Here is a 21,926-nt window from a genome sequence, read left to right as displayed (position 1 = left end):
TGGGGCGTTTGCCGCGAGGGTGCAGTCGCGCAAGTTTACCGCAGGCCGTGCGCGCAGCCCGGGGGCGTGCCGCGTTAAATCAGCCGCTCTTGCGGCGTGGTGATCTTGCGCAGTGGCTTGCCGCGCTGCGACTCCACCATCAGCGGGATGTCGGTTTGCTCGCCGTTCCACATCGGGTCTTCGATGCTGTCGAATACCTCGCGCAGCTTCTGGCCCCAGCTGCTGTGCAGCATGCGCATATAGGGGTTGTTTTCGTCGATGCAGACCACCTTGTCGGTCTGGAAGCTATCGGCTTCGTAGACCACCAGGTCCAGCGGCAGGCCGACCGACAGGTTCGACTTGAGGGTCGAGTCCATGGACACCAGCGCACATTTGGCGGCTTCGTCCAGCGGCGTGGCGGGGGAGATCACGCGGTCCAGCACCGGTTTGCCGTACTTGGATTCGCCGATCTGGAAGTACTGGGTCTCGGGCGTGGCTTCGATGAAGTTGCCGGCCGAATAGACCTGGAACAGGCGCATACCTTCGCCCTTGATCTGGCCGCCAAAGATCATCGAAGCATTGAATTCCACGCCGGCCTGGCGCAGCGACACCGCGTCGCGGTCGTAGACCCGGCGCACCGCCGCGCCCAGCACGCGGGCGGCGTCGAACATGCTCTTGGCGTTCCAGATGGTGATGGGCTCGCTGTCTTCGTGTTCCTTGAGCTGCTCGACCTGCAGGATCTCGCGGATGGACTGCGAGATGCTCAGGTTGCCGGCCGACAGCAGCACCATGAAGCGGTCTTGCGGCTTCTCGTAGACGATCATCTTGCGGAAGGTGCTGATCTGGTCGAGCCCGGCATTGGTGCGGGAATCGGACAGGAAGACCAGCCCGGCATTGAGTTTGATGGCGACGCAGTAGGTCATGGCGGAATGGTGGGGTAGTGGAGCAGCAGGTCAGCCCTGCTCGCGTTGGGCTAGTTTTTTGAGGCTGTACAGCGCTTCCAGCGCTTCACGCGGCGACAGCGCATCTGGCTGGATGCTGGCCAGTGCCGATTCTAAAGGGCTGGGTCCGTCGGCAGGGTTTTCCGGCGGCGCGGCAAACAGATCCACCTGGGCCTGGCTGCCGAGCGCGTGTTCTTCCAGCGCCGACAGCGTGTGGCGCGCATGGTTCAGCACTGCGGCCGGCATGCCGGCCAAGCGTGCTACCTGGATGCCGTAGCTGCGGCTGGCCGGGCCGGGCTGCAGTTCGTGCAGAAAGACGATGTCGCGGCCGGATTCTGCTGCGCTGACATGCATGTTGACCGCACCATGGTGCTGGGCCGGAAACTCGGTGAGTTCGAAGTAATGCGTGGCAAACAGGCAGAAAGCCTGGGTCTTGTCGTGCAGGTGCGCGGCGATGCCGCTGGCCAGGGCCAGGCCGTCGAAGGTGGAGGTGCCGCGGCCGATCTCGTCCATCAGCACCAGGCTGTGCGCAGTGGCGCTGTGCAGGATTTGCGCGGCCTCGGTCATCTCGACCATGAAGGTCGATTGGGCGTTGGCCAGGTCGTCGGCCGCGCCGATGCGGGTGTGGATGGCGTCGATGGGGCCGAGCCGGCAGGCATTGGCCGGCACATAGCTGCCCATGCTGGCCAGCAGCACGATGATGGCCACCTGGCGCATATAGGTCGATTTACCACCCATGTTCGGGCCGGTGATGATCTGCATGCGCTGGCGGTGGCCCATGGCGGTGTCGTTGGCGATGAAGCTGGCGCTGGAGGCCTCGGCCAGGCGTGCCTCGACTACCGGGTGCCGGCCGCCTTCGATGGCGATGCAGGGTTCCTTGACGAATACCGGTGCGCACCAGTTCAGGGTCAGTGAGCGTTCGGCCAGGGTGCACAGCACGTCCAACGCGGCCAGCGCATAGGCCAACTGTCCGAGGCGTGGCACATAGGCCTGCAGCTGGTCGAGCAGCTGCTCAAACAGCCATTTCTCGCGCGACAAGGCGCGCTCCTGGGCGCTCAATGCCTTGTCTTCAAAGGCTTTGAGCTCGGGGGTGATGAAACGCTCGGCGTTTTTCAGCGTCTGGCGGCGGCGGTAGTCGTCGGGCACTTTGTCCACCTGGCCCTGGGTGACTTCGATGTAGAAGCCGTGTACCTTGTTGAACTGCACGCGCAGGTTGGCGATGCCGGTGCGGGCTTTTTCGCGGGTTTCCAGGTCCAGCAAAAACGCGTCGCAGTTGGTCTGGATGTCGCGCAGCTCGTCCAGTTCGGCGTCGAAACCGCGGTTGATCACGCCGCCGTCGCGCACCAAGGCCGAGGGTTCGTCGAAGACCGCGCGCTGCAGCAGGTCGGCGCAGCCTTCGGGTGGATGCAGGGCTGCAGAAATTTGAGCCAAAAGTGCCGTTTGCGCAGGTAGTGACTGCACGAGTAGCTCTGTTTTTTGTAGCGTCAGCTGCAATGCCACCAGTTCGCGCGGCCGCACCTGGCGCAGCGCGATGCGGGCGCTGATGCGCTCCACGTCGCCACTGCCCTTGAGCTGGTCGCGCAGGCGCTGGCCTTGGCCGGCTTCGCGCAGCACGGCGATGGCTTGCAGGCGCAATGCGGCTTCGCTGCGGTCGCGCTGCGGCTCCAGCAGCCAGCGCTTCAGCGCCCGGCTGCCCATGCTGGTGCTGCAGGTGTCGAGCAGGGAGAACAGCGTGGGCTTGTCTTCGCCGCGCAGGGTTTGGGTCAGCTCCAGATTGCGCCGGGTCGACAGCGGCAGGCTGATGCTGGCATCGCCTTTTTGCACCCGGATGGTCTGCACATGCGACAACGCCCGGCCCTGGGTGTGTTCGGCAAAGCCGAGCAGGGCGGCGGCGGCGGCATGGGCCTGCGGCAGGTCGTCGGCATGCCAGGCGGCCAGGGTGGCGGCGTGCAGCTGCTCCAGCAGCTTGCGCTGGCCCAGGGCGGCGTCAAACTGCCAGGCGGGCCGGGCGGTGGTGGACATGGCCACGCCCTGCGCGGTGGCGCGCTTCAGCGCCTGGATGCGCTGGGCAAAGCTGGCGCTGGTGTCGGTACTGTGCAGCAGCTCGCTGGGGGCGATGCGGGTGACCCAGGCTTCGAGTTCGTCGCTAGGGCATTCGGCCAGGTGGATTTCGGCGCGGGTCACGCTCAGCCAGGCCAGGCCGCAGCTGTTGCGCGGGCCCTGGTGGATGGCCAGCAATACGGATTCGGTTTTGTCGGACAGCAGCTCTGCATCGGTCAGCGTGCCGGGGGTGACGACGCGCATCACCTTGCGTTCCACCGGGCCCTTGCCGGTGACTTCGCCTACCTGCTCGCAGATCGCCACCGATTCGCCGAGCTTGATCAGCTTGGCCAGATAGCCTTCCATCGCGTGGAAGGGCACGCCGCACATGGCAATCGGCTGGCCGGCCGACTGGCCGCGCTTAGTCAGGGTGATGTCGAGCAGGGCGGCGGCTTTTTCGGCGTCGGCAAAGAACAGCTCGTAGAAATCGCCCATGCGGTAGAACACCAGGGTTTCCGGGTGCCCGGCCTTGATGGCCAGGTACTGCGCCATCATGGGCGTGTGGCCTGCGGCAGAGGCGTCTGGGAGCTGGGCGGGCGAGGGGGCTTTTGCGCTCAAGATGTCGGGTTCCATGGGGCGATTGAAAACGCGGCTGCGGCGTTGTTGTCCGGCTGCGGAGCCGGGACGGCCATTATCGGGGATGGCTGTGGCTATTTGACCTGCTGCTTTTCCAGCTTGCGGGCCAGGGTGCGCCGGTGCATGCCCAGGCGCCGGGCGGTCTCGGAAATATTGAAGCCGGTTTCGGCCAGGGTTTCGTGGATGCGCTCCCACTCCAGGGTTTTGATGGAGGACGAGCGGTTGGTCAGCTCTACCTCCACATTGCCGGTGGCGCGGCCAAATGCGGCTTCGATGTCGTCGGTGTTGGACGGTTTGGCCAGGTAGTGGCAGGCGCCGAGCTTGATGGCCTCGACAGCCGTGGCAATGCTGGCAAAGCCGGTCAGCACCACGATCAACATCTCGGCGTGGTGGCTGTGCAGGGCTTGCACGCAGGCCAGGCCTGATGCATCGCCATGCAGCTTCAGGTCCACCACCGCAAAGCCGGGGGTATGCGACTGCAGCAGAGTAGTGACGGCGTCCAGGCTGGCAGCCAGCAGCACGGTGTAGCCGCGGCGCTCGAACGAGCGGCTGAGGGTGCGGGCGAATGCCGCATCGTCTTCCACGATGAGTAACAGGCGTTCAGCGTCCATAGGCTTCATTTTCGCTCAGGGTCACGGCAGCCAGGGGTAGGGTGATGGTGACGACAGCGCCGCCTTCAGGGCGGTTGCGCGCGGTCACGCTGCCACCCAGGGTGCGTGCCACGTTGAGCACCAGGTACAGACCCAGGCCGCCGCCCGATCTGCCTTTGCTGGACTGGAAGGGCTTGCCGAAATGCGCGAGGATGGCGGGCGCAAAGCCCGGGCCTTCGTCGGTGATGGTCAGCGTGAAGGTGCTGGCATCGCGCGTCACATCCAGGCCCAGCCAGCGCGGCGAGGCTTCGAGCGCGTTGTCCAGCACATTGCAGACCATCTGCTTGAGCGCGGTATCGGACACCATGGGCAGATCCTCGCCAAACCGGTTGGTGTAATCGAATGCGTACACTGGCCGGGTGGCGCGCCATTCTTCCACCAGGTCGTTCAGAAAGGCGCAGATGGAGGTCTTGCCCGACGACTCTCCGCGCGCCTCGCCGGCCGACAGCAAGGTGTTGCTGACGATGGCTTTGCAGCGCAGCAGTTGGGTCTGCATCTCGTCGATTTCCTGCAGCAGCTCGGGGTCGTTGCGGAACGCCGGCATGTGGCGCCAGTCGCCCAGAATCACCGCTAGGGTGGCCAGCGGCGTACCCAGTTCGTGGGCTGCACCCGAGGCCAGCAGGCCCATGCGAACGATGTGCTCTTCTTCGGCGGCGCGCTGGCGCAGGTCGGCCAGGTGGTCGTCGCGTTCGCGCAGGTTGCGGCTGATGCGGGTGATGAAGATCACCAGCAGCGCGGCATTCAGCGCAAAGCAGATCAGCATGCCCCAGATGTAGGGGCTGTACAGGCCGCGGTCGTGGTCCAGCGGCAAGGCCAGCGGCCGCCCCAACAGGGCCAGGCCGGCAAAACAGGCGGCGGTGATGGCCACAATGGTCCAGGTGGACCAGGCTTGCAGCAGCACGGCGCCTAGCGTGACTTGCAGCAGGTAGAGAAAGGTGAAGGGATTGGTGGCGCCGCCGCTTAGGTAGAGCTGGGCCGTCAGCATGGCCACGTCGACCAGCAGCGCGAAGAATAGCTCGCTGTTGCTGACCTCGGGGTGGATGCGCAGGCGCAGCAGGCTGGCGCCATTGAAGGCCACCAGGCCCGCCAGCACGGCCAGCATGTGGTCGAGCGGCAGACGGATGCCGAAGCCGAAATGCACCACGCCAATCGTGACGATCTGGCCCACGACGGCGATCCAGCGCAGCTGGATCAGCTGCTGCATGTTCTTCAGGCCGGTGGCGTCGTCCACCCGGGCCAGCGGCGCGGCGGGCGGGTCGATGCGGCTGGCGGTGGCTTCAGTGTGGGGCGGCATCGTGGGGTGGAGTATCCAGGGCGCCGGCCGGTCGGCCCAAGCGGCGCAGCCGCAGCTCGTCACGCACCAAGTACCCGGCGGCAGCGGCGACCATCAAGGCCAGGGTGTACCAGGTGATGGCGTAGACCAGGTGGTTGTTTTGAAACTGCAACACGGTCAGGCCACCCAGCGGCCAGGATTCTGCCGTGCCATCGGCGGCCGCATCGGCATCGACAAAATAGGGCGCCACCTGGTGCAGGCCGCGGGCTTTGGCGATGGCTTGTATATCGCGTGAATACCAGCGGTCGGCGGCGGGGTCGTTGCGGCGCGGAAAAGCCGCGCCGGGCTCGGTCATCCGCAGCAGGCCGGTGACGGTGGCGGTCGCCGGGCCGGCCTGTGCCTGCGCCCGTGCTTCGGGGGGCAGGAAGCCGCGGTTGACCAGCACCAAGCTGCCGTCGGCCTGTTGCAGCGGCGTTACCACCCAGAAGCCGCTGCCCCGCTCGGTGGTCGCCTGTACCAGGGTGGTTTGGGCGTGCAGGTAGGTGCCGGTCAGGTAAACGTGGCGGTAGGCATCGGCTGCGGCGTTGACCTGCGGCCATTGCGCGGGCGCGGGCGCCGCCACCGCAGCAGCATGGACCCGCTGCGCCACCTGGGCTATCAGATCAAGCTTCCAGGCCCGGCGTTGTACCTGCCAGGTTCCCAGGGCCACGAGTCCTACAAATACCAACGCCGTACAGACCGCCAATACGGCCAGCACGGCGATGGAGCGCGGGCCCGATGGATCATGCGGACCCGCTTTTGCGGTTGAGGCCGAGAGGCTCAAGGCATGTTCTTCATCTCATGCACCGACATCGGCATCATGTTGTGGTTCAGGTGGTACATCACCCACAGCGAACCGCTCAGCATGATCACGACGAGCACGACGGTGAAGATCAGCGCCAGCATGCTCCAGCCGCCTTCGGACTTGGTGTTCATGTGCAGGAAGTACACCATGTGCACCACGATCTGCACCGCGGCGAACGCCAGGACCACGATGGCGGTGGTGCTGGACTTGTCGAACACTTTGCCCATGACCAGGTAGAAGGGGATGGCCGTGAGGATCACCGAAAGGATGAAACCGACGGTGTAGCCCTTCAGGCTGCTGTGGGCAGCGCCGTCGTTGTGGTCGTGGTGGTCACCGTGGCCCGTATGGCCATGGGGTTCGTGAGGTGCGCTCATGGCAAGACTCCCATCAGGTAGACAAAGGTAAATACGCCGATCCAGACCACGTCCAAGAAGTGCCAGAACATTGACAGGCACATCAGGCGGCGCCGGTTTTCAGGGATCAGGCCATGGCGGCTCACCTGCACCATCAGGGTGACCAGCCAGATGATGCCGAAGGTCACGTGCAGGCCGTGGGTTCCCACCAGCGTGAAGAAGGACGACAAGAATGCGCTGCGCTGCGGGCCAGCACCTTCGTGAAGCAGGTGGGCAAATTCGTACAGCTCCAAGCTGATGAAGGCCAGACCGAACAGGCCGGTGACGGCCAGCCAGGCCAGGGTGCTGCGCACCTTGTTCTTTTGCATCTCCAGCATGGCAAAGCCGTAGGTGATGGACGACAGCAGCAGCATCGATGTGTTGAGCGCCACCAGCGGCAGATCAAACAGATCGGCACCGGTCGGGCCCGCTGCATAGCTGCGTCCGACCACGCCATGCACGGCAAACAGGCAGGCAAAGATCAGGCAGTCGCTCATCAGGTAGAGCCAGAACCCGAGCAGGGTGCCGTTTTCTACATGGTGTTCGTCGCGCAGATAGAAGCGCGAGCTGCCAGCCGAGGGGAGGGTCGTGGTGTTAGACATGGTTGGTAGCCAGCAGTCGTGTGCGTTCGCCTTCGGTGCGAACAACTTCGTGCGCATCGATGTGGTAATCGCGTTTGTAGTTAAAGGTATGGAAGATGGCGGTGGCGACGAGTGCCACAAAGGACAGCACCACCAGCGGCCACATGTGCCAGATAAAGGCAAAGCCAAGGACCGTGCTGAGGCCAGCCAGCACTATGCCAGCCCAGGTGTTCTTGGGCATGTGGATGGAGATAAAGCCTTCCAGCGGACGCACATAGCCGTGCTTCTTCATGTCCCACCAAGCGTCCAGGTCGTGCACCACGGGGGTGAAAGCAAAGTTGTAGGCGGGAGGTGGCGACGAGGTCGACCATTCCAGAGTCCGGCCGTCCCATGGGTCGCCGGTGACGTCGCGCAGCGATTCGCGCTTGCGGTAGCTGACCACCAGCTGGATCAGGAAGCAGGCGATGCCGATGGCGATCAGGAAGGCGCCAAAGGCGGCAATCTGGAACCAGATCTGCAAGGACTGGTCTTCAAAGTGGCTGACCCGGCGTGTCACACCCATCAAGCCCAGCACGTACAACGGCATGAAGGCGAAGTAGAAGCCGATCAGCCAGAACCAGAACGAGCATTTGCCCCAGAACGGATCCAGCTTGTAGCCGAAGGCTTTCGGGTACCAGTAGGTGATGCCCGCCAGCAGTCCGAACAGCACGCCGCCAATGATCACGTTGTGGAAGTGGGCGATCAGGAACAGGCTGTTGTGCAGCACAAAGTCGGCAGGTGGCACGGCTAGCAGCACGCCGGTCATACCGCCGATGACGAAGGTCACCATGAAGCCGATGGTCCACATCATGGGCACTTCGAAGCGGATGCGGCCTCGGTACATGGTGAACAGCCAGTTGAAGATCTTCGCCCCGGTCGGGATCGAAATGATCATGGTCGTGATGCCGAAGAACGAGTTGACGCTAGCCCCCGAGCCCATGGTGAAGAAGTGGTGCAGCCACACCAGGTAGGACAGGATGGTGATCACCACGGTGGCATACACCATGGAGGCATAGCCGAACAGGCGCTTGGTGCAGAAGGTGGATACCACTTCAGAGAACACACCAAAGACCGGCAGGATCAGGATGTACACCTCTGGGTGGCCCCAGATCCAGATCAGGTTCACATACATCATGGCGTTGCCGCCAAAGTCGTTGGTGAAGAAGTTGGTGCCGACATAGCGGTCCAGCGACAGCAGGCCCAGCACGGCGGTCAGGACCGGGAAGGCGGCCACGATCAAGACGTTGGTGCACAAGGATGTCCAGGTGAACACTGGCATCTTCATCATGGTCATGCCCGGTGCGCGCATCTTCACGATGGTGGCGATCAGATTGATACCCGAGAGCAGCGTACCCACCCCTGCAATCTGCAGCGACCAGATGTAGTAGTCCACCCCGACATCCGGGCTGTGCAGAATGCCGGACAGCGGCGGGTAGGCCAGCCAGCCAGTACGCGCAAATTCGCCCACGAACAGTGACATCATTACCAGCACGGCGCCACTGGTGGTCATCCAGAAGCTGAAGTTGTTCAGGAACGGAAACGCCACGTCACGCGCGCCGATTTGCAGCGGCACCGCAAAGTTCATCAACCCGGTCACCAGGGGCATGGCAACGAAGAAGATCATGATCACGCCGTGGGCAGTGAACACCTGGTCGTAGTGGTGCGGCGGCAAAAAGCCGGTTGAATCGCCGAAGGAAATGGCCTGCTGCAGGCGCATCATGATCGCGTCTGCGAAGCCGCGCAGCAGCATCACCAGGCCGAGGATGATGTACATGATGCCGATCTTCTTGTGGTCGATGCTGGTGAACCACTCGCGCCACAGGTAGCCCCAGGCGCGGTAGTAGGTCAGAGCGCCAAGAACGGCAGTACCCCCCAGCGCCACCGCAATGAAGGTGGCCAGCAGGATAGGTTCGTGGAATGGAATCGCGTCCCAGGTGAGACGGCCAAATATGAGCTTAGTAAGGTCGAGGTTGTCGAACATCGTTATTCCGGATGCCAAAAGTGATGCGGCGCAGGCCGAAATGCCGTGATTAGCGGCGCTGGATTAAAAGATGCCGGGCCATGCCCTACATCGGCTGGGTGACAGGCGAGGAGCTTGTGCCGCTAGGGTCGCTCACGGTGCACATTGCGCCCACGTAGGTGCGGACAGGGGCACCGTTGAGGCCCAGACGATTGCGTGTGGCGGGGTCCAGCGAGGCCAGGTTGTAGGCGCCAGGCATGCCCAAGCCGCCTTTGGCATCAATGGCCATCATCTCCTTCATGCACATCTTGTTGCTCTCAACGCAGCGGTTGAGAATGGCATCGTACAAGTCGGCGGCCACGGTGGCATAGCGGCTGACGGGCTCGCGTTCGCTGGGGCGTTCTAGTTGCAGGTAGCGGTCGCGGCCCAATTCGCCGCCACCGGTTTTGACCGTCTTGACCCAGTTGTCAAAGTCCGCCACTGGCATGCCGTGGAACTTGAAACGCATGTCGGAGAAGCCCGCGCCGCTGTAATTGGCCGAGAAACCTTCAAACTCGCCGGGCTGGTTGATCACAGCGTGCAGCTTGGTTTCCATACCTGGCATAGCGTAGATTTGGCCGGCAAGAGCCGGAATGAAGAACGAGTTCATCACCGATGAAGCCGTGATCTTGAAGGTGATGGGGCGGTCTACGGGGGCAGCCAGCTCATTTACTACCGCAATCCCTTGTTCTGGGTAGATGAACAGCCATTTCCAGTCGAGAGCGACCACTTCCACCACCAGAGGCTTGACGCCGGCCGGGATCTCGCGTTCGGAATCCAGGCGTTGCAGGGGGCGGTAGGGGTCCAGCGTATGCGTGCTGATCCAGGTCAGTGCTCCCAGTGCAATGATGATCAGCAGGGGCGCTCCCCAGATCATCAGTTCCAGCTTGGTGGAGTGGTTCCACTCGGGATCGTAGGTGGCGGCAGTGTTGGACTTGCGGTAACGCCAAGCGAACAGCAAGGTTAATACGATCACCGGTACGATGATCAGCATCATCAACAGCGTTGAGATGATGATCAGATCACGTTGCTGTGTGGCGATATCGCCAGACGGGCTCAGTAGTACCGCTTTGCAGCCCGCCAGTAGAGCGATAGCTGGCAACAGAAGCAGTCCGCGAAGTGTTTTAGAGGATGGCATGCCAGGCAAGTATGAAAAGCGAAAACAAAAAGAATTAAGTATTTTCCCTGATACAAGCGCCATGGGCGCTGGACATTTTGTCCTATCCCTGTGGCAACATATCTGCAACGGTGTGAGCCGCGATATCCATCATTCGCACCGTGTCAATATAGCAAGGAGCCAGTATGGTGCAAAGCATCGCCCAGGAATATCCCTCCACGCCATTACGCAATTTGGCGTCCAATGTTCCGGATGGCAACGACGACCACGCCAATGTGGCACCCGGCGATATCGCCGTCGGGGTGATTATTGGGCGCACTTCTGAATACTTCGACTTCTTTGTCTACGGCATCGCCTCGGTGCTGGTGTTCCCCTCGGTGTTCTTTCCGTTTGAAGAGCGGCTGCAGGGAACGCTGCTGGCCTTTGTGGTTTTCTCGTTTGCTTTTATTGCCAGACCACTGGGCTCGGCCTTGTTCATGGCGATCCAACGGCGTTGGGGGCGCGGCGTCAAGCTGACTTCGGCGCTGTTCTTGTTGGGTTTCTCCACCGCCGGCATGGCCTTTTTGCCCGGCTATGCGACCTTGGGCTTCACGGCCATCGTGTTGTTGTCGGTGTTGCGATTCCTGCAAGGCATTGCGCTAGGGGGGTCTTGGGATGGTCTGCCGTCCCTGCTGGCGCTGAGTGCGCCTCCGGGCCGTCGCGGGTGGTATGCGATGCTGGGTCAGTTGGGGGCGCCGATTGGTTTCATGGTTGCCAGCGGTTTGTTTTTGTTCCTGCATTCCAGTCTGCCCCTGGCTGACTTCCTGGAATGGGGCTGGCGCTATCCTTTTTACGTGGCTTTCGCTATCAACGTGGTAGCGCTGTTTGCCCGTTTGCAGCTGGTGGTTACCGATGAGTACACCAAGCTGTTGGAAGACCGCGCGCTGGAACCCACTGGCACCATCGAACTGGTCCGTAGCCAAGGCTACAACGTGTTCATTGGCGCATTTGTGGCATTGGCCAGCTATGCCTTGTTCCATGTGATCACTGTATTCCCCTTGTCGTGGATTGCCATCCATGCGACCCAGCCAATCAATGATGTGCTGGTGGTGCAGATTGTGGGCGGTGCCATCGGGATTGTGGGCATCGTGACTTCGGGTTTGCTTGCCGACCGTATTGGTCGTCGCAATACGCTGGGTTTGCTGGCCTGCCTGATTGCTGTGTTCAGTGGATTTGCGCCGATGTTGCTTGGCGGTACGCCCGCGATGCAGGACGCCTTCATTTTGATCGGCTTCGCCTTGCTGGGCTTATCGTACGGGCAGGCTGCAGGCGCGGTGACCGCCAATTTCGCCGCCAAGTTCCGCTACACCGGCGCTGCGCTAACGGCCGATGTGGCCTGGCTGATTGGTGCCGCGTTTGCGCCCTTGGTGGCTCTGGGTTTGTCGGCCCACTTCGGGCTTGCGTATGTCAGTGTTTATCTGCTCTCTGGGGCGGTTTGCACGCTGGCTGCACTGCGGCTGAATCGCGCAATGGAAGTTCGGGATTGATGTAGGAGGAGTGGAGCGGCATCCATTTGTAGATATACGGATGGAGGTCGCTCTGCAGGTGGGATCGGATGGATCTCTGGTGCTGAAATAAAAAAAGCCCTTGTGATTGCTCACAAGGGCTTTTTTATAAAGTGGTGGGTCCTGACAGATTCGAACTGTCGACCTACGGATTAAGAGTCCGCTGCTCTACCAACTGAGCTAAGAACCCACTTTAAAACTGGGTGCCACAAGTAAGAAGTTCGCTTGTGGCAAGCCCGCTATTATGCACTAACTTTTAGTGATTTTTGCAGGACTCAAAAGCTTCTTGCATTTGTCGGCTCGGTCATGTCGGTTTATGCTGCATGAGTGCTATGTATTTTGTAGCTTTGGGCGCAGTCTTTCTGTGTTGTAAGGGCTAATTTTGTCTAAATTCAAGTAGGCCGATACAAAGATGCGCTGTAGCTTGCGACACAATGTTCTTTTAGGGTGTGCCCCGCTTGGTACACCGGAATGCCGTGGCATTACAGAAGGACGGTATGAGCATGGATGAGATTTCGGGTATCCCGGACCGCGCGGCCGGTCCGCGTATCAGCACGGTGGGGCATGCGGCCCTGGACCATTGTTTTGACATCGCTGAGTTTCCTTCGCAGCCTACCAAGACCCCCGCACAGGCCTACCGCATGGTGTCCGGCGGAATGGCTGCCAATGCAGCCATCGCTGCGGCCCGTCTGGGCGCCCGCGTGGGCTTGTTTGGTGCGGTAGGGGACGATGAGGCAGGGCGATTTCTGGCGCAGCGGGTGCACAGCTACGGCGTGGACTGCCAGGGCTTGCAGCGGGTGCCGGGCACGACCTCGTCGATCTCGGCCGTGGTGATTGATGCCCAGGGCGAGCGCCAGATCTTCAATTGCCGTGGCGACGCGTTGCGCAATGCCGAGGCTTTGGATGTGTCCTTCCTGCAAGGTTCGGACGTGGTGATGGTGGACCCGCGCTGGATGGCCGGGGCTATCACGGCCTTGCGCTGGGCCCGTGCTGCGGGCGTGCTGAGCATGCTGGATGGAGATCTCTCGCCGCAGGCAGATTTGCAAACCCTCAGTCCGCTGGCCGATTGGTCGGTGTTTTCCGAGTCCGGCCTGGCCGCGTTTGCGCCGGGCTTGCCGGTGGAGGCGGCGCTGCAGTCCGCGCTGGATGCGGGTACCCAGGTGGCGGTGGTGACTCTGGGGCCGCGCGGCGTGCGCTGGAAGCGCGGCAGCGAAGGCGTGCTGCATACGATTCCGTCCTTTCCGGTCAAGGCGCTGGACACCAATGGCGCGGGCGACGTGTTCCATGCCGCGCTGGCCTTGGCATTGGCGCAAGGCCAGGGTGATCGTTCTGCCATCCGGTTTGCGGCTGCGGCTGCGGCGCTGAAATGCCAGCGCAATGGCGGCGTGGTGAATGGGCCCGACCGCGCCGAGCTCGACCAGTTTCTGGCCGCGCAGAGCTGAGGCTGTGACTACGCCGCACAAGATTCCAGAATCGGTACTGGTGGTGCTGCACACCGCCGCTCTGGATGTGCTGTTGATCCGCCGTGCCGATGCCCAGGAGCATTGGCAGTCGGTCACTGGCAGCAAGGACAGCTGGGACGAGGATTTCCACCACACTGCGGCGCGGGAGGTGCAGGAAGAAACCGGCATTCTGTGCGGCGAAGGCTCCCCATTGGCCCCCATGCTGCGCGACTGGCAGCTGGAAAACGTCTACGAAATCTACCCCCAATGGCGCCACCGCTATGCCCCCGGCGTGGTGCGCAACCGCGAGCGGGTGTTTGGCCTGCAGGTACCTGCGGGCACGCCTGTGCAGCTGAGCCCGCGCGAACATACGGCCTACCAATGGTTGCCGTACTATGTGGCTGCGCAGACCTGCTTTTCACCTTCTAACGCCGAGGCGATTTTGATGCTCCCTCGCTTTCTTCTATGACTGTTTTGCGTGTAGCCACCTACAACATCCACAAGGGTGTGCAGGGTCTGGGGCCGACGCGGCGCCTGGAAATCCACAACCTGGGCCATGCGGTAGAGCAGCTGGATGCGGACATCGTTTGCCTGCAAGAGGTGCGCAAGCTCAATCGCAGCGAGCAAAAGTACTTCACCCATTGGCCGGATCTGCCCCAGGCCGACTATCTGGCGCCCGAGGGTTACGAGTCGGTCTACCAGACCAATGCCGTCACCCGCCACGGCGAGCACGGCAACGCCTTGCTGTCGCGCTGGCCTGTGGTGTGGCACAAGCACGAGGACATGTCGGACCACCGCTTCGAGCAGCGCGGCTTGCTGCACGTGCACGTCGAAGCCCACGGCGTGCCGATCCATGTGATCGTGGTGCATCTGGGCCTGATCCCGGCCAGCCGGATACGCCAGGTGCAGCAGCTGTCGTCCTATATTGCGCGCGAGGTGCCGGGCGATGCGCCCCTGATCGTGGCCGGCGATTTCAACGACTGGGGCAGCCAGATGCGCCATGCGCTGAACCGCATCCACCTGCAGGCCTTTGTGTCCAACGACGCGCGTACCTACCCCTCGCGTCTGCCTTTGGCGCAGCTCGACTACGTCTATGCCCGGGGCATGAAGCCGCTGGGCCTGGAGGTGCCGCGCGGCCGCATCTGGTGGCGCATGTCCGACCATTTGCCGCTGCTGGCCGAATTCGAAATCTGAGCCCGATGGCGCGCGCCTACCCCCCATTGCGTGGTGGCCACAGCTTGCAGTTACTGGAAGGCAGCCAAGCGCTGTTTCCGGCGCTGGTGGCGGCCATGGACGCTGCCCAGCACGAGATTCGGCTGGAAACCTATATTTTTGACTGCACCGGCGCGGGCGCCGAGGTGGCCGAAGCCTTGATCCGGGCCGCCCAGCGCGGCGTGCCCACCAGTGTGGTGGTCGATGGCCTGGGCACCGGCGCCATGCCGGCAGTCTGGCGCGACCGGTTCCAGCGGGCCGGTGTGCTTTGGCGGGTCTACTCGCCGGTGAATATGCTGGCGCTGCTGCTGCCCACCCGCTGGCGGCGCCTGCACCGCAAGCTGTGCGTGGTGGACGGCGCGGTGGCGTTCTGCGGCGGCATCAACATCCTGGACGACTTCCACGATCCGAATTTTGGTGTCTTGCAGTCGCCGCGCTTCGACTTCGCGGTGCGCGTGACCGGTCCCCTGGTGGCCCAAACCAGCACCACCATGGCGGTGCTCTGGCGGCGCCTGCAGGCCGTGCGCGATCTGCGCCAGCATGAATTGCAAAGGGCGATGCACACCCTGCTGGCGCGTCGGCGCCGCAGTTGGAGTGCTACTGAATCCATAGCTGCTAGCGCAGATACCACCAGCGCTGCACTCGTATTACGTGATAATTTGCGCAGCCGCGCGCAGATCGAACGCGCCTACCTGCGGGCGATTGCTGCCGCGCGGCACGAGATCATCATTGCCAATGCCTACTTTGTGCCCGGCTTTCGCCTGCGCCAGGCGCTGGTGCGGGCAGCCGAGCGCGGCGTGCGGGTGCAACTGCTGCTGCAGGGGCGTTACGAATATTTCATGCAGTACTACGCGGCCCGGCCGGTCTACGGCGTGCTGCTGGGGGCCGGGGTGGATATCTTTGAGTACGCGCCCAGCTTCTTGCACGCCAAGGTGGCGGTGATCGACGGCCACTGGGCCACGGTGGGCTCGTCCAATCTCGACCCCTTGAGCTTGCTGCTGGCGCGCGAAGCCAATGTGGTGGTGGACGACAAGGCGTTTGCGGCCACCTTGCGCGACCGCCTGCTGTTGGCCATGGCCGAAGACGGCACGCAGATGGACCCGGCGCAGTACGCCAGCCGCTCGCTGCGCCAGCGTGGCCTGGAGTACCTGGCCATGCTGGTGATGCGGCTGGCCCTGCTGGTCACGGGCAATCGCTACTAGAAACGCAAAAAGGGCCCGTGGTTTTTAGCCCAGCTTGAAGACCGCCACCGCCTGCGCCAGGCGCTCGGCCTGTTCGCGCAGGCTCTCGGCGGCCGCGGCCGACTGTTCGACCAAGGCGGCATTTTGCTGCGTCATCTGGTCCAGCTGGCCGACGGCGGTGTTGACCTCGCGGATGCCGTCCGACTGCTCGGAGGCCGCGGCGGTGATCTCGCTGATGATGTCGCTGACCTGCTTCACCGAGCTGACGATTTCGTCCATGGTGCTGCCGGCGTTTTGCACCAGCCGGGAGCCCGACTCCACCTTGTCTACCGAGGCGCTGATCAGGGTCTTGATCTCTTTGGCGGCTTCGGCGCTGCGCTGCGCCAGGCTACGCACCTCGCTGGCCACAACCGCAAAGCCGCGGCCTTGCTCGCCCGCGCGGGCGGCTTCCACGGCGGCGTTCAAGGCCAGGATATTGGTCTGGAAGGCGATGCCGTCGATCACGCCGATGATGTCGGCGATCTTCTTCGAGCTGTGGTTGATGTCCACCATGGTGGTCACCACCTGGCCCACCACCGCGCCGCCGCGGGCGGCAACTTCGGCCGCCGACGCTGCCAGTTGGTTCGCCTGGCGGGCGGCGTCTGCCGAATGCTGCACCGTGTTGGTCAGCTGGTCCATGCTGCTGGCGGTGCGCTGCAGATTGCTGGCGGTCTGCTCGGTGCGCGCGCTCAGGTCCTGGTTGCCAGTGGCGATTTCGGAGCTGGCCGTACCTATGCTCTCCACCGATGCGCGGACCTGCGACAAGGCCTGCATGTAGCGCTGCCGCAGGCTCTCGACCTCGCGCACCAGCATGCCGATTTCATCCTGGCGCTGCGTCTGGAAGGCCTGGGTCAGGTCGCCCTGGGTGACGGTGGTGATGGCCTGGGTCAGCTCGCCCAGCGGCTGGCTCACATTGCGGCGCACCAGCAGATACAGGCCAACGCCCAGCAGCACGGCTGTGGCGGCCAGCAGGGACCAGATGGTGGTCATATTGCGCCAGTACTCGGCCATGGATTCGCTCTCGGACACCTCGGCAATCAGCCAGCCGGTACCCGATTTGGTTTTGCGCAGCACGGCCCAGGTATCGGTGGGCTGCGCGCCAAACAGGGTGGCGGCATCGCGCACATAGCCGTCCGGTGCCGCCGCCAAGGCGGTCAAGAAGCCCTCAGCCTGCGGATAGGCTTCCAGCACCTTCTTGCCCTTGGCTGTGGGGTGCAGGGTGAAGCGGTAATCGGCGGGCGCGCCGCGCGCGTCGATGTAATAGATGCCGCCTGAGCTGAAGAAGCGCACGTCGTTGATCTGCTTCTCCAATGACACCTGTTGCAAGGAGGTATCGCTGCCCACAAACAAAATGCCCACGATGGCTCCGCCAGAGTCGAGCAGCGGCGCATAGTGGGTCATGTACTGCTTGCCGAACAGCATGGCCAGCCCGGTGTAGGACTGGCCGGCCAGTATCAGCTTGTAGGCCGGGTGGGCGCGGTCCAGCAGGGTGCCCATTGCGCGTTCGCCGTCCTGCTTCTTCAGCGAGGTGGTGATGCGAATGAAGTCATCGCCCTTCTTCATGAACACCGTGGCGACGCCGCCGGTGTCTTTGCTGAACTTGTCGACAGCGGTGAAGTCGCCGTTGATGGGCGTGCCAAAGCTCTTCAGTTCATCCGTGCCTTCTTCCAGCCGGGGTGCGGGATCAAACTCTTGGCGGAAGGCCAGGTAGGAGCGCTGCACCACTTCGCGGCTGATCTGGTCGGTGGCATCCGCCACGGCAACCATGCTCTGCACCCGCTCGGCCACCGAAGACACCATCAGCGCGTGGGTACTGCGTTTTTCCAGGTAGCCGATGGCCATGCTGACGGCCAGCAGCACCAGTGCCAGCCCGGCGATGGACATCAAGGCGAGTTTGCGGGCAACCGACTGGTGGCTTGCGGGGGAGTTGGTCATGGTGGACTTCCGGGCTAAATCGTAACAATTGGTTAATCATTGCATGTTAATACATGCTGATGAATGCCTTTAGCCTTATCGGCAGCGCGGTGTCCGTTGCGTAGTGTTTTTGCAGAATGCCAAGCCTGTCGGGCGTCTGCTGCTATATCTTTGTGCTTGGTTTTGCCCCCATTTCGGCCACGATGACGCAGGCCAGGCCTGCCAGCACCAGGGTCAGGCCCGCATAGGCGGTCCAAGGCGCGGGCTCATGCAGCAGCCATACCGCCAGCACAAACGCCACCAGGGGCTCGGCCAAGGCCAGCGTGACCGCGGTGGCGCTGGCAATCCGGCGCAGCGCGTGGCTGAACAGCAGGTAGCTGATGCCGGTCGTCACGATGCCGAGGTAGCCCACCACCATCACGTCGGTCGCCGCCATGCGGATGCCGCCCGACAAGCCCAGTGCCACCGGCACCGCCAGCAGCGCCGCCGCGCCAAAGACTCCCAGCGTGGCCGTTGCCGGTGAGGCGGCCTGCACCAGCCGTTGGTTCAGCAGTGCATAGCCGGCGTAGCCCAGGCCCGCTGCCAGGCACAGTAACGTGCCGTGCAGGCTGAACGCTTGTTGTGGGCCACCACCCAGAACCATCCAGCTACCGCCGCTGACGGCCAGCAGCGTGCCCAGCCACCAGGCCGGGCGGGGCGTGTGGCGCAGTACCAGCCACTGCAGCAGCCCCGCCCACACCGGGCCGCTGCCCAGGGCGATGGCGGTACCTATGGCGACGCCGCTGGCTTTCACCCCGGCAAAAAAGGCCAGGTTGTAGCCGGCGATGCATGCGCCCGCCAGCCAGACCTCGGACCAGCGCAGCCGGTGCAGGTCTTGCCACCACTGGCGGCGCGGCTCAGTGCAGACGGTGTACAGCGCAAAAAATGCGGCGGCCACCGCCAGGCGCAGCGCGCCTATCCAGTAGGCCGACAAATGGGGTGGAGCCAGGCTTTGCGCGGTGCCGGTCGTGCCCCACAGCACGGCCGCGCCCAGCACCATCAGGCTACCGCTGAGAGAATGGTTTTTCATGCCGCCATGCTGGGGCCAGGCAGGCGACCGAATGTCGAGAGACTCTTGTACTGCAGTGCTCAGCCGCGCAGCTGCCTGGCCCCCACGCCATGTTCGCGTTTCAGCGCATAGGCCAGGGCGCTGGCGCTGCGGTAGCCCACCTGCAGCGCGGCGGTTTCCAGCGGCGTGCCGGCCTGTATCCAATGCATCGCCCGCTGCAGGCGGCGGGCGCGCAGATAGGCCTGCGGCGTGTTGCGGCATAACTCTAGCAACCGGGCGTGAAAGCGTTGCGGGCTCAGGTGGAACAGGGCGGCCATGCGCGCCGTGTCCCAGGGCGTGTGCAGCTCCGCATCGAGTGCGGCGTCGAGTTGCTGCAGCGCCAGGCTGCGGCGCTGCAGCAACTGGGGCGCTTGCAGGATGGCCGCCAGCTGGACTGCGGCGTTGGCGTCCGGCAGTGGTTGGCTGCAGGCCGCGGGCACGGCAAAGCGCTTGATCCGGTCGATACCGGCCTGGGCCGGCGCGTCCATCACCCACATCGCGGTGCCGCTGGCAGCCTGGAAGCCGTGGGCCACGCCGGCCGGCACGATCACGCCGCAGGCAGTGTCGGCAAAGCTGGCGCGGCCACCGATCTCCAGCTCCATGCGGCCGTGCAGCGCGAACATGATCTGGGCATGTTCGTGCGCGTGCGACTGGTGTTCGCCGCTGTAGCGGCGGATGTCGCAGCGGGCTTGCAGGGAAGTGGCCATGGACCGCACTATAAAAGCAAGCGCTGCAAGCCCTTGTGTGTGCTGGCGCGACAGCTGCGTGTTTCTCCGCTGGACAGGCAAGGGGCTGGCGGTAAGAATCAATTTGTTACGAACTTGGATGGGATACAGGGTTCGGCCATACGGCTGGATTTATGCTGCGGGCCATGCTTGCGGGCGTTCTGCCATGGGCTCGGGCCCGACACTCCACAACCACCATGCCCTCTGTTGCCGCTGATGCCACTCCCAAACCCCGCTCGCCCTGGCGGTCGCTGCGGCGTTGGTGTGTGCAACTGGCCGGCACCCTCAAGTTCCGCGTGCTGCTGGTGGCGGTCATGTCGGCCTTGCTGTCGGGCGTGGCCTCCAGCTATTTCATGGCTTACGAGAGCGAACGCGTCATCTTGCGTAGCTTCAGCTCGCAGCAGCGCGACGAGGTGGAACTGGCAGCCGAAATGCTCGGTAGCAAGATCGCCCGGGTGCAGGCCAGTCTGGGCCTGATGGCCAGCAGCATCAGTCCTGAATTGCTGGAGCGGCCCTCGGCCCTGGAGCGCCAGCTGCACAGCCATCCGTTCATGTTGCAGATGTTCTCGGCGGTGCAGGTGGTGAAGATCGACGGCACTGTGCGGGCCCGGGCGGCGCGCAGCGTGCAACTGCTGGAAGGGGTGGACTTCACCCGCGAGGCGTATTTTCAGCGCACCGTCACCATGGGGGTTAATGGCGTGTCCGATCCCAGCGTCAGCGACCCGGTGTCCGAGCCCATGGTGGTAATGACCGTGCCGATCCGCGATCTGGGTGGCCGTATCTTTGCGGTGATGGTCGGGGTGCTTCCCTTGCAATCCTCCGATTTGCTGCCCACCGCTGCATCGACCCTGGGGCCGTTTTCTGCGGCGCTGATCGTCTACACCCGCAGCGGCGTGGTGCTGGCCCACCCAGATGCGCAGCGCCGGCTGCAGCCGGTGGACGACGAGCCCGGCCTGGGCCCGGTGGTGGCCGCGTGGCGGGCCCGCGGCGCTAATGCCATCGACGCCAGCGGCGCGCACGACCTGCCGCGCTACCTGGTGGCTACTGCCCATGTGTCGGCCGCCGACTGGTATGTGGCCAGGGTTACCAGCACCGACTACGCCTTGCAGCCGCTGCGCCAGGTGCATACCGAGTCCTGGCTGGTGGTGGTCGGCATCATGGCCTTGTGTGCGCTGCTGTCCACATTGCTGATCTCCAACATCACCCGGCCCATCACCCAGCTGCGCGACCGGGCGCAGCGGCTGCTGGGGGCCGAGCACGACCCGTCGGCAGGCTGGCCCCGCGCGCGCGGCGAGATCGGCGAGCTGGTGCAGGTCTTCCGCCACGTGACGATGGAGCGGGGCAGGGCGCAGGCCGCCCAGAACGCCATGGTCGAGCAGCTCAAGGCCATACTCAAGAACGCCTCCGTCGGCATCGTCATCACCCGTGACCGGCATTTCGAACTGGTAGGCAGCCAGGCCAACCAGCTGTTCGGCTATGCCGACGGCGAACTGCAGGGCCTGGATACCTCGGTGATCTATGTGTCGCCCCAGGCCTATGTGGACACCGGTGAACGCTTCCGCGTCTCGCTGAAGATGCTGGGTTACTTCGACGGCGAGGTGGTGCTGCGCCGCAAGGACGGCAGCCAGCTGCTGGTGCATATGCGCGGCCGTGGGGTGAACGACAGCGACCCGACGGCCGGCGTGATATGGATACTGACCGATGTCACCGCGGCCCGCGCCGTCCAGGACCAGCTGTCATGGACGGCCAGCCACGACAGCCTGACCCAGCTGGCGAACCGGCTGGATTTCGAAGCCCGCTTGGCCAGCGCCATCGCCCATGCGATCCACCCGCAGGAGCGCGGCGAGGTGTGTGCGATGTTCATCGACCTGGACCGCTTCAAGCCCATCAACGATACCGCCGGACACGCGGCCGGCGACGAGGTGTTACGCCAGATCGCCCGGTTGCTGGAATCGCGCGTGCGCCAGAGCGACACCGTGGCCCGCATGGGCGGCGACGAATTCGCCATCTTGCTGCCCGGCTGCTCGCTGGAGCGCGCCCAGACGATTGCCGAGCAGGTCCGCATCGGCGTCGAAGCCTGGCGCATGCTGTGGCGTACCCATACCTTCAGCCTCAGCGCCAGCATCGGCGTGGTACAGCTCAGCGCCGATCTGCCCGACGTGGCCGCGGTGCTGGAGGCCGCCGACAGCGCCTGCTACGACGCCAAGCGCAGCGGCCGCAACCGTGTCGTGACATACGGCGCATCGTCGCCTGTGGTGGTGCTACGGGCTTAGGTTGAAGGGGAGTCCGTG

18 protein-coding genes and 1 tRNA gene are annotated in these 21,926 nt (G+C 63.6%); 6 read left to right on the top strand and 13 right to left on the bottom strand.

All coding sequences use genetic code 11. The features are described from left to right. Window positions 1–74: 74 nt before the first annotated feature. The 9 genes from BLT66_RS05620 to cyoA all read right to left on the bottom strand — a co-directional run bounded on the left by BLT66_RS05620 (window position 75) and on the right by cyoA (window position 10,512). A complete protein-coding gene (locus BLT66_RS05620) occupies window positions 75–902 on the bottom strand; it encodes a proteasome-type protease (protein ID WP_092756504.1) in 828 nt (275 codons plus the stop codon). 30 nt (window positions 903–932) lie between these two features. Then, complete coding sequence (gene mutS / locus BLT66_RS05615) at window positions 933–3,593, bottom strand: DNA mismatch repair protein MutS (RefSeq protein WP_092756502.1); 2,661 nt, start codon at window positions 3,591–3,593, stop codon at window positions 933–935. A gap of 77 nt (window positions 3,594–3,670) precedes the next feature. After that, window positions 3,671–4,207: a response regulator transcription factor gene (locus BLT66_RS05610; RefSeq protein WP_092756500.1), complete on the bottom strand. Its 537-nt coding sequence runs from the start codon at window positions 4,205–4,207 to the stop codon at window positions 3,671–3,673. After that, on the bottom strand, window positions 4,197–5,540 hold the full coding sequence (locus BLT66_RS05605; protein WP_092756498.1) for an ATP-binding protein: 1,344 nt from the start codon (window positions 5,538–5,540) through the stop codon (window positions 4,197–4,199). The genes BLT66_RS05610 and BLT66_RS05605 overlap by 11 nt, the downstream gene beginning before the upstream one ends. Continuing rightward, window positions 5,524–6,342, bottom strand: a complete 819-nt coding sequence (locus tag BLT66_RS05600; RefSeq protein ID WP_092756496.1) for an SURF1 family protein — start codon at window positions 6,340–6,342, stop codon at window positions 5,524–5,526. Before BLT66_RS05600 ends, BLT66_RS05605 begins: the two co-directional genes overlap by 17 nt. Continuing rightward, window positions 6,339–6,737, bottom strand: a complete 399-nt coding sequence (cyoD, locus tag BLT66_RS05595; RefSeq protein WP_092756494.1) for a cytochrome o ubiquinol oxidase subunit IV — start codon at window positions 6,735–6,737, stop codon at window positions 6,339–6,341. The genes BLT66_RS05600 and cyoD overlap by 4 nt, the downstream gene beginning before the upstream one ends. After that, window positions 6,734–7,357, bottom strand: a complete 624-nt coding sequence (cyoC, locus tag BLT66_RS05590) for a cytochrome o ubiquinol oxidase subunit III (protein WP_092756492.1) — start codon at window positions 7,355–7,357, stop codon at window positions 6,734–6,736. Before cyoC ends, cyoD begins: the two co-directional genes overlap by 4 nt. Next, window positions 7,350–9,356: a cytochrome o ubiquinol oxidase subunit I gene (gene cyoB / locus BLT66_RS05585; protein ID WP_092756490.1), complete on the bottom strand. Its 2,007-nt coding sequence runs from the start codon at window positions 9,354–9,356 to the stop codon at window positions 7,350–7,352. Before cyoB ends, cyoC begins: the two co-directional genes overlap by 8 nt. An 85-nt stretch (window positions 9,357–9,441) precedes the next feature. Beyond that, window positions 9,442–10,512: a ubiquinol oxidase subunit II gene (gene cyoA, locus BLT66_RS05580; protein ID WP_092756488.1), complete on the bottom strand. Its 1,071-nt coding sequence runs from the start codon at window positions 10,510–10,512 to the stop codon at window positions 9,442–9,444. 164 nt (window positions 10,513–10,676) lie between these two features. Between cyoA and BLT66_RS05575 the strand changes: the two genes are divergently transcribed. Beyond that, a complete protein-coding gene (locus tag BLT66_RS05575) occupies window positions 10,677–12,017 on the top strand; it encodes an MFS transporter (RefSeq protein ID WP_092756486.1) in 1,341 nt (446 codons plus the stop codon). 132 nt (window positions 12,018–12,149) lie between these two features. On the opposite strand, the gene BLT66_RS05570 is transcribed toward BLT66_RS05575, so the two are convergent. Further along, window positions 12,150–12,225, bottom strand: a tRNA-Lys gene (locus tag BLT66_RS05570). A 313-nt stretch (window positions 12,226–12,538) separates the two neighbouring features. Between BLT66_RS05570 and BLT66_RS05565 the strand changes: the two genes are divergently transcribed. The 4 genes from BLT66_RS05565 to clsB are packed head-to-tail and all read left to right on the top strand — an operon-like array spanning window position 12,539 to window position 15,891. Further along, the gene (locus tag BLT66_RS05565; RefSeq protein WP_176954972.1) at window positions 12,539–13,477 is read left to right on the top strand and encodes a PfkB family carbohydrate kinase; all 939 of its coding nucleotides are present in this window, start codon (window positions 12,539–12,541) and stop codon (window positions 13,475–13,477) included. A 4-nt stretch (window positions 13,478–13,481) separates the two neighbouring features. Then, the gene (gene nudB, locus BLT66_RS05560) at window positions 13,482–13,946 is read left to right on the top strand and encodes a dihydroneopterin triphosphate diphosphatase (protein ID WP_255406780.1); all 465 of its coding nucleotides are present in this window, start codon (window positions 13,482–13,484) and stop codon (window positions 13,944–13,946) included. After that, window positions 13,943–14,671, top strand: coding sequence for an endonuclease/exonuclease/phosphatase family protein (locus BLT66_RS05555; RefSeq protein WP_092756480.1), 729 nt, complete (start codon window positions 13,943–13,945; stop codon window positions 14,669–14,671). The genes nudB and BLT66_RS05555 overlap by 4 nt, the downstream gene beginning before the upstream one ends. A gap of 5 nt (window positions 14,672–14,676) precedes the next feature. Then, window positions 14,677–15,891, top strand: coding sequence for a cardiolipin synthase ClsB (clsB, locus tag BLT66_RS05550; RefSeq protein ID WP_092756478.1), 1,215 nt, complete (start codon window positions 14,677–14,679; stop codon window positions 15,889–15,891). Window positions 15,892–15,915: 24 nt separating this feature from the next. Here clsB and BLT66_RS05545 read toward each other — a convergent pair whose 3' ends face one another. From BLT66_RS05545 to BLT66_RS05535, 3 genes are all read right to left on the bottom strand, one after another. After that, window positions 15,916–17,844, bottom strand: coding sequence for a methyl-accepting chemotaxis protein (locus tag BLT66_RS05545; protein WP_092756476.1), 1,929 nt, complete (start codon window positions 17,842–17,844; stop codon window positions 15,916–15,918). A gap of 142 nt (window positions 17,845–17,986) precedes the next feature. Continuing rightward, window positions 17,987–18,892 (bottom strand): DMT family transporter, encoded by a 906-nt coding sequence (locus BLT66_RS05540; protein WP_092756474.1) that lies wholly within the window; start codon window positions 18,890–18,892, stop codon window positions 17,987–17,989. 59 nt (window positions 18,893–18,951) lie between these two features. Next, window positions 18,952–19,617: a helix-turn-helix domain-containing protein gene (locus BLT66_RS05535; protein ID WP_092756472.1), complete on the bottom strand. Its 666-nt coding sequence runs from the start codon at window positions 19,615–19,617 to the stop codon at window positions 18,952–18,954. A gap of 215 nt (window positions 19,618–19,832) precedes the next feature. Here BLT66_RS05535 and BLT66_RS05530 point away from each other — a divergent pair, with 215 nt between their 5' ends. Then, complete coding sequence (locus BLT66_RS05530; protein ID WP_176954971.1) at window positions 19,833–21,908, top strand: sensor domain-containing diguanylate cyclase; 2,076 nt, start codon at window positions 19,833–19,835, stop codon at window positions 21,906–21,908. The last annotated feature ends 18 nt before the right edge of the window (window positions 21,909–21,926 follow it).

The organism is Rhodoferax sp. OV413 (assembly GCF_900104385.1).
Taxonomy (GTDB): domain Bacteria; phylum Pseudomonadota; class Gammaproteobacteria; order Burkholderiales; family Burkholderiaceae_C; genus Rhodoferax_B.
The sequence above is the reverse complement of the archived record's forward strand: the minus strand, read 5'-3'. Positions and strand labels throughout refer to the sequence as shown.

Excerpts from the sequence above, each read along its gene's own strand:
- BLT66_RS05565 (WP_176954972.1), top strand. The coding sequence starts at position 12,539 with ATGGATGAGATTTCGGGTATCCCGGACCGCGCGGCCGGTCCGCGTATC.
- cyoC (WP_092756492.1), bottom strand. The coding sequence starts at position 7,357 with ATGTCTAACACCACGACCCTCCCCTCGGCTGGCAGCTCGCGCTTCTAT.
- BLT66_RS05540 (WP_092756474.1), bottom strand. The coding sequence starts at position 18,892 with ATGAAAAACCATTCTCTCAGCGGTAGCCTGATGGTGCTGGGCGCGGCC.
- cyoA (WP_092756488.1), bottom strand. The coding sequence starts at position 10,512 with ATGCCATCCTCTAAAACACTTCGCGGACTGCTTCTGTTGCCAGCTATC.
- BLT66_RS05535 (WP_092756472.1), bottom strand. The coding sequence starts at position 19,617 with ATGGCCACTTCCCTGCAAGCCCGCTGCGACATCCGCCGCTACAGCGGC.
- clsB (WP_092756478.1), top strand. The coding sequence starts at position 14,677 with ATGGCGCGCGCCTACCCCCCATTGCGTGGTGGCCACAGCTTGCAGTTA.
- BLT66_RS05545 (WP_092756476.1), bottom strand. The coding sequence starts at position 17,844 with ATGACCAACTCCCCCGCAAGCCACCAGTCGGTTGCCCGCAAACTCGCC.
- BLT66_RS05620 (WP_092756504.1), bottom strand. The coding sequence starts at position 902 with ATGACCTACTGCGTCGCCATCAAACTCAATGCCGGGCTGGTCTTCCTG.
- mutS (WP_092756502.1), bottom strand. The coding sequence starts at position 3,593 with ATGGAACCCGACATCTTGAGCGCAAAAGCCCCCTCGCCCGCCCAGCTC.
- BLT66_RS05575 (WP_092756486.1), top strand. The coding sequence starts at position 10,677 with ATGGTGCAAAGCATCGCCCAGGAATATCCCTCCACGCCATTACGCAAT.
- BLT66_RS05530 (WP_176954971.1), top strand. The coding sequence starts at position 19,833 with ATGCCCTCTGTTGCCGCTGATGCCACTCCCAAACCCCGCTCGCCCTGG.
- BLT66_RS05605 (WP_092756498.1), bottom strand. The coding sequence starts at position 5,540 with ATGCCGCCCCACACTGAAGCCACCGCCAGCCGCATCGACCCGCCCGCC.
- BLT66_RS05555 (WP_092756480.1), top strand. The coding sequence starts at position 13,943 with ATGACTGTTTTGCGTGTAGCCACCTACAACATCCACAAGGGTGTGCAG.
- cyoB (WP_092756490.1), bottom strand. The coding sequence starts at position 9,356 with ATGTTCGACAACCTCGACCTTACTAAGCTCATATTTGGCCGTCTCACC.
- BLT66_RS05610 (WP_092756500.1), bottom strand. The coding sequence starts at position 4,207 with ATGGACGCTGAACGCCTGTTACTCATCGTGGAAGACGATGCGGCATTC.
- cyoD (WP_092756494.1), bottom strand. The coding sequence starts at position 6,737 with ATGAGCGCACCTCACGAACCCCATGGCCATACGGGCCACGGTGACCAC.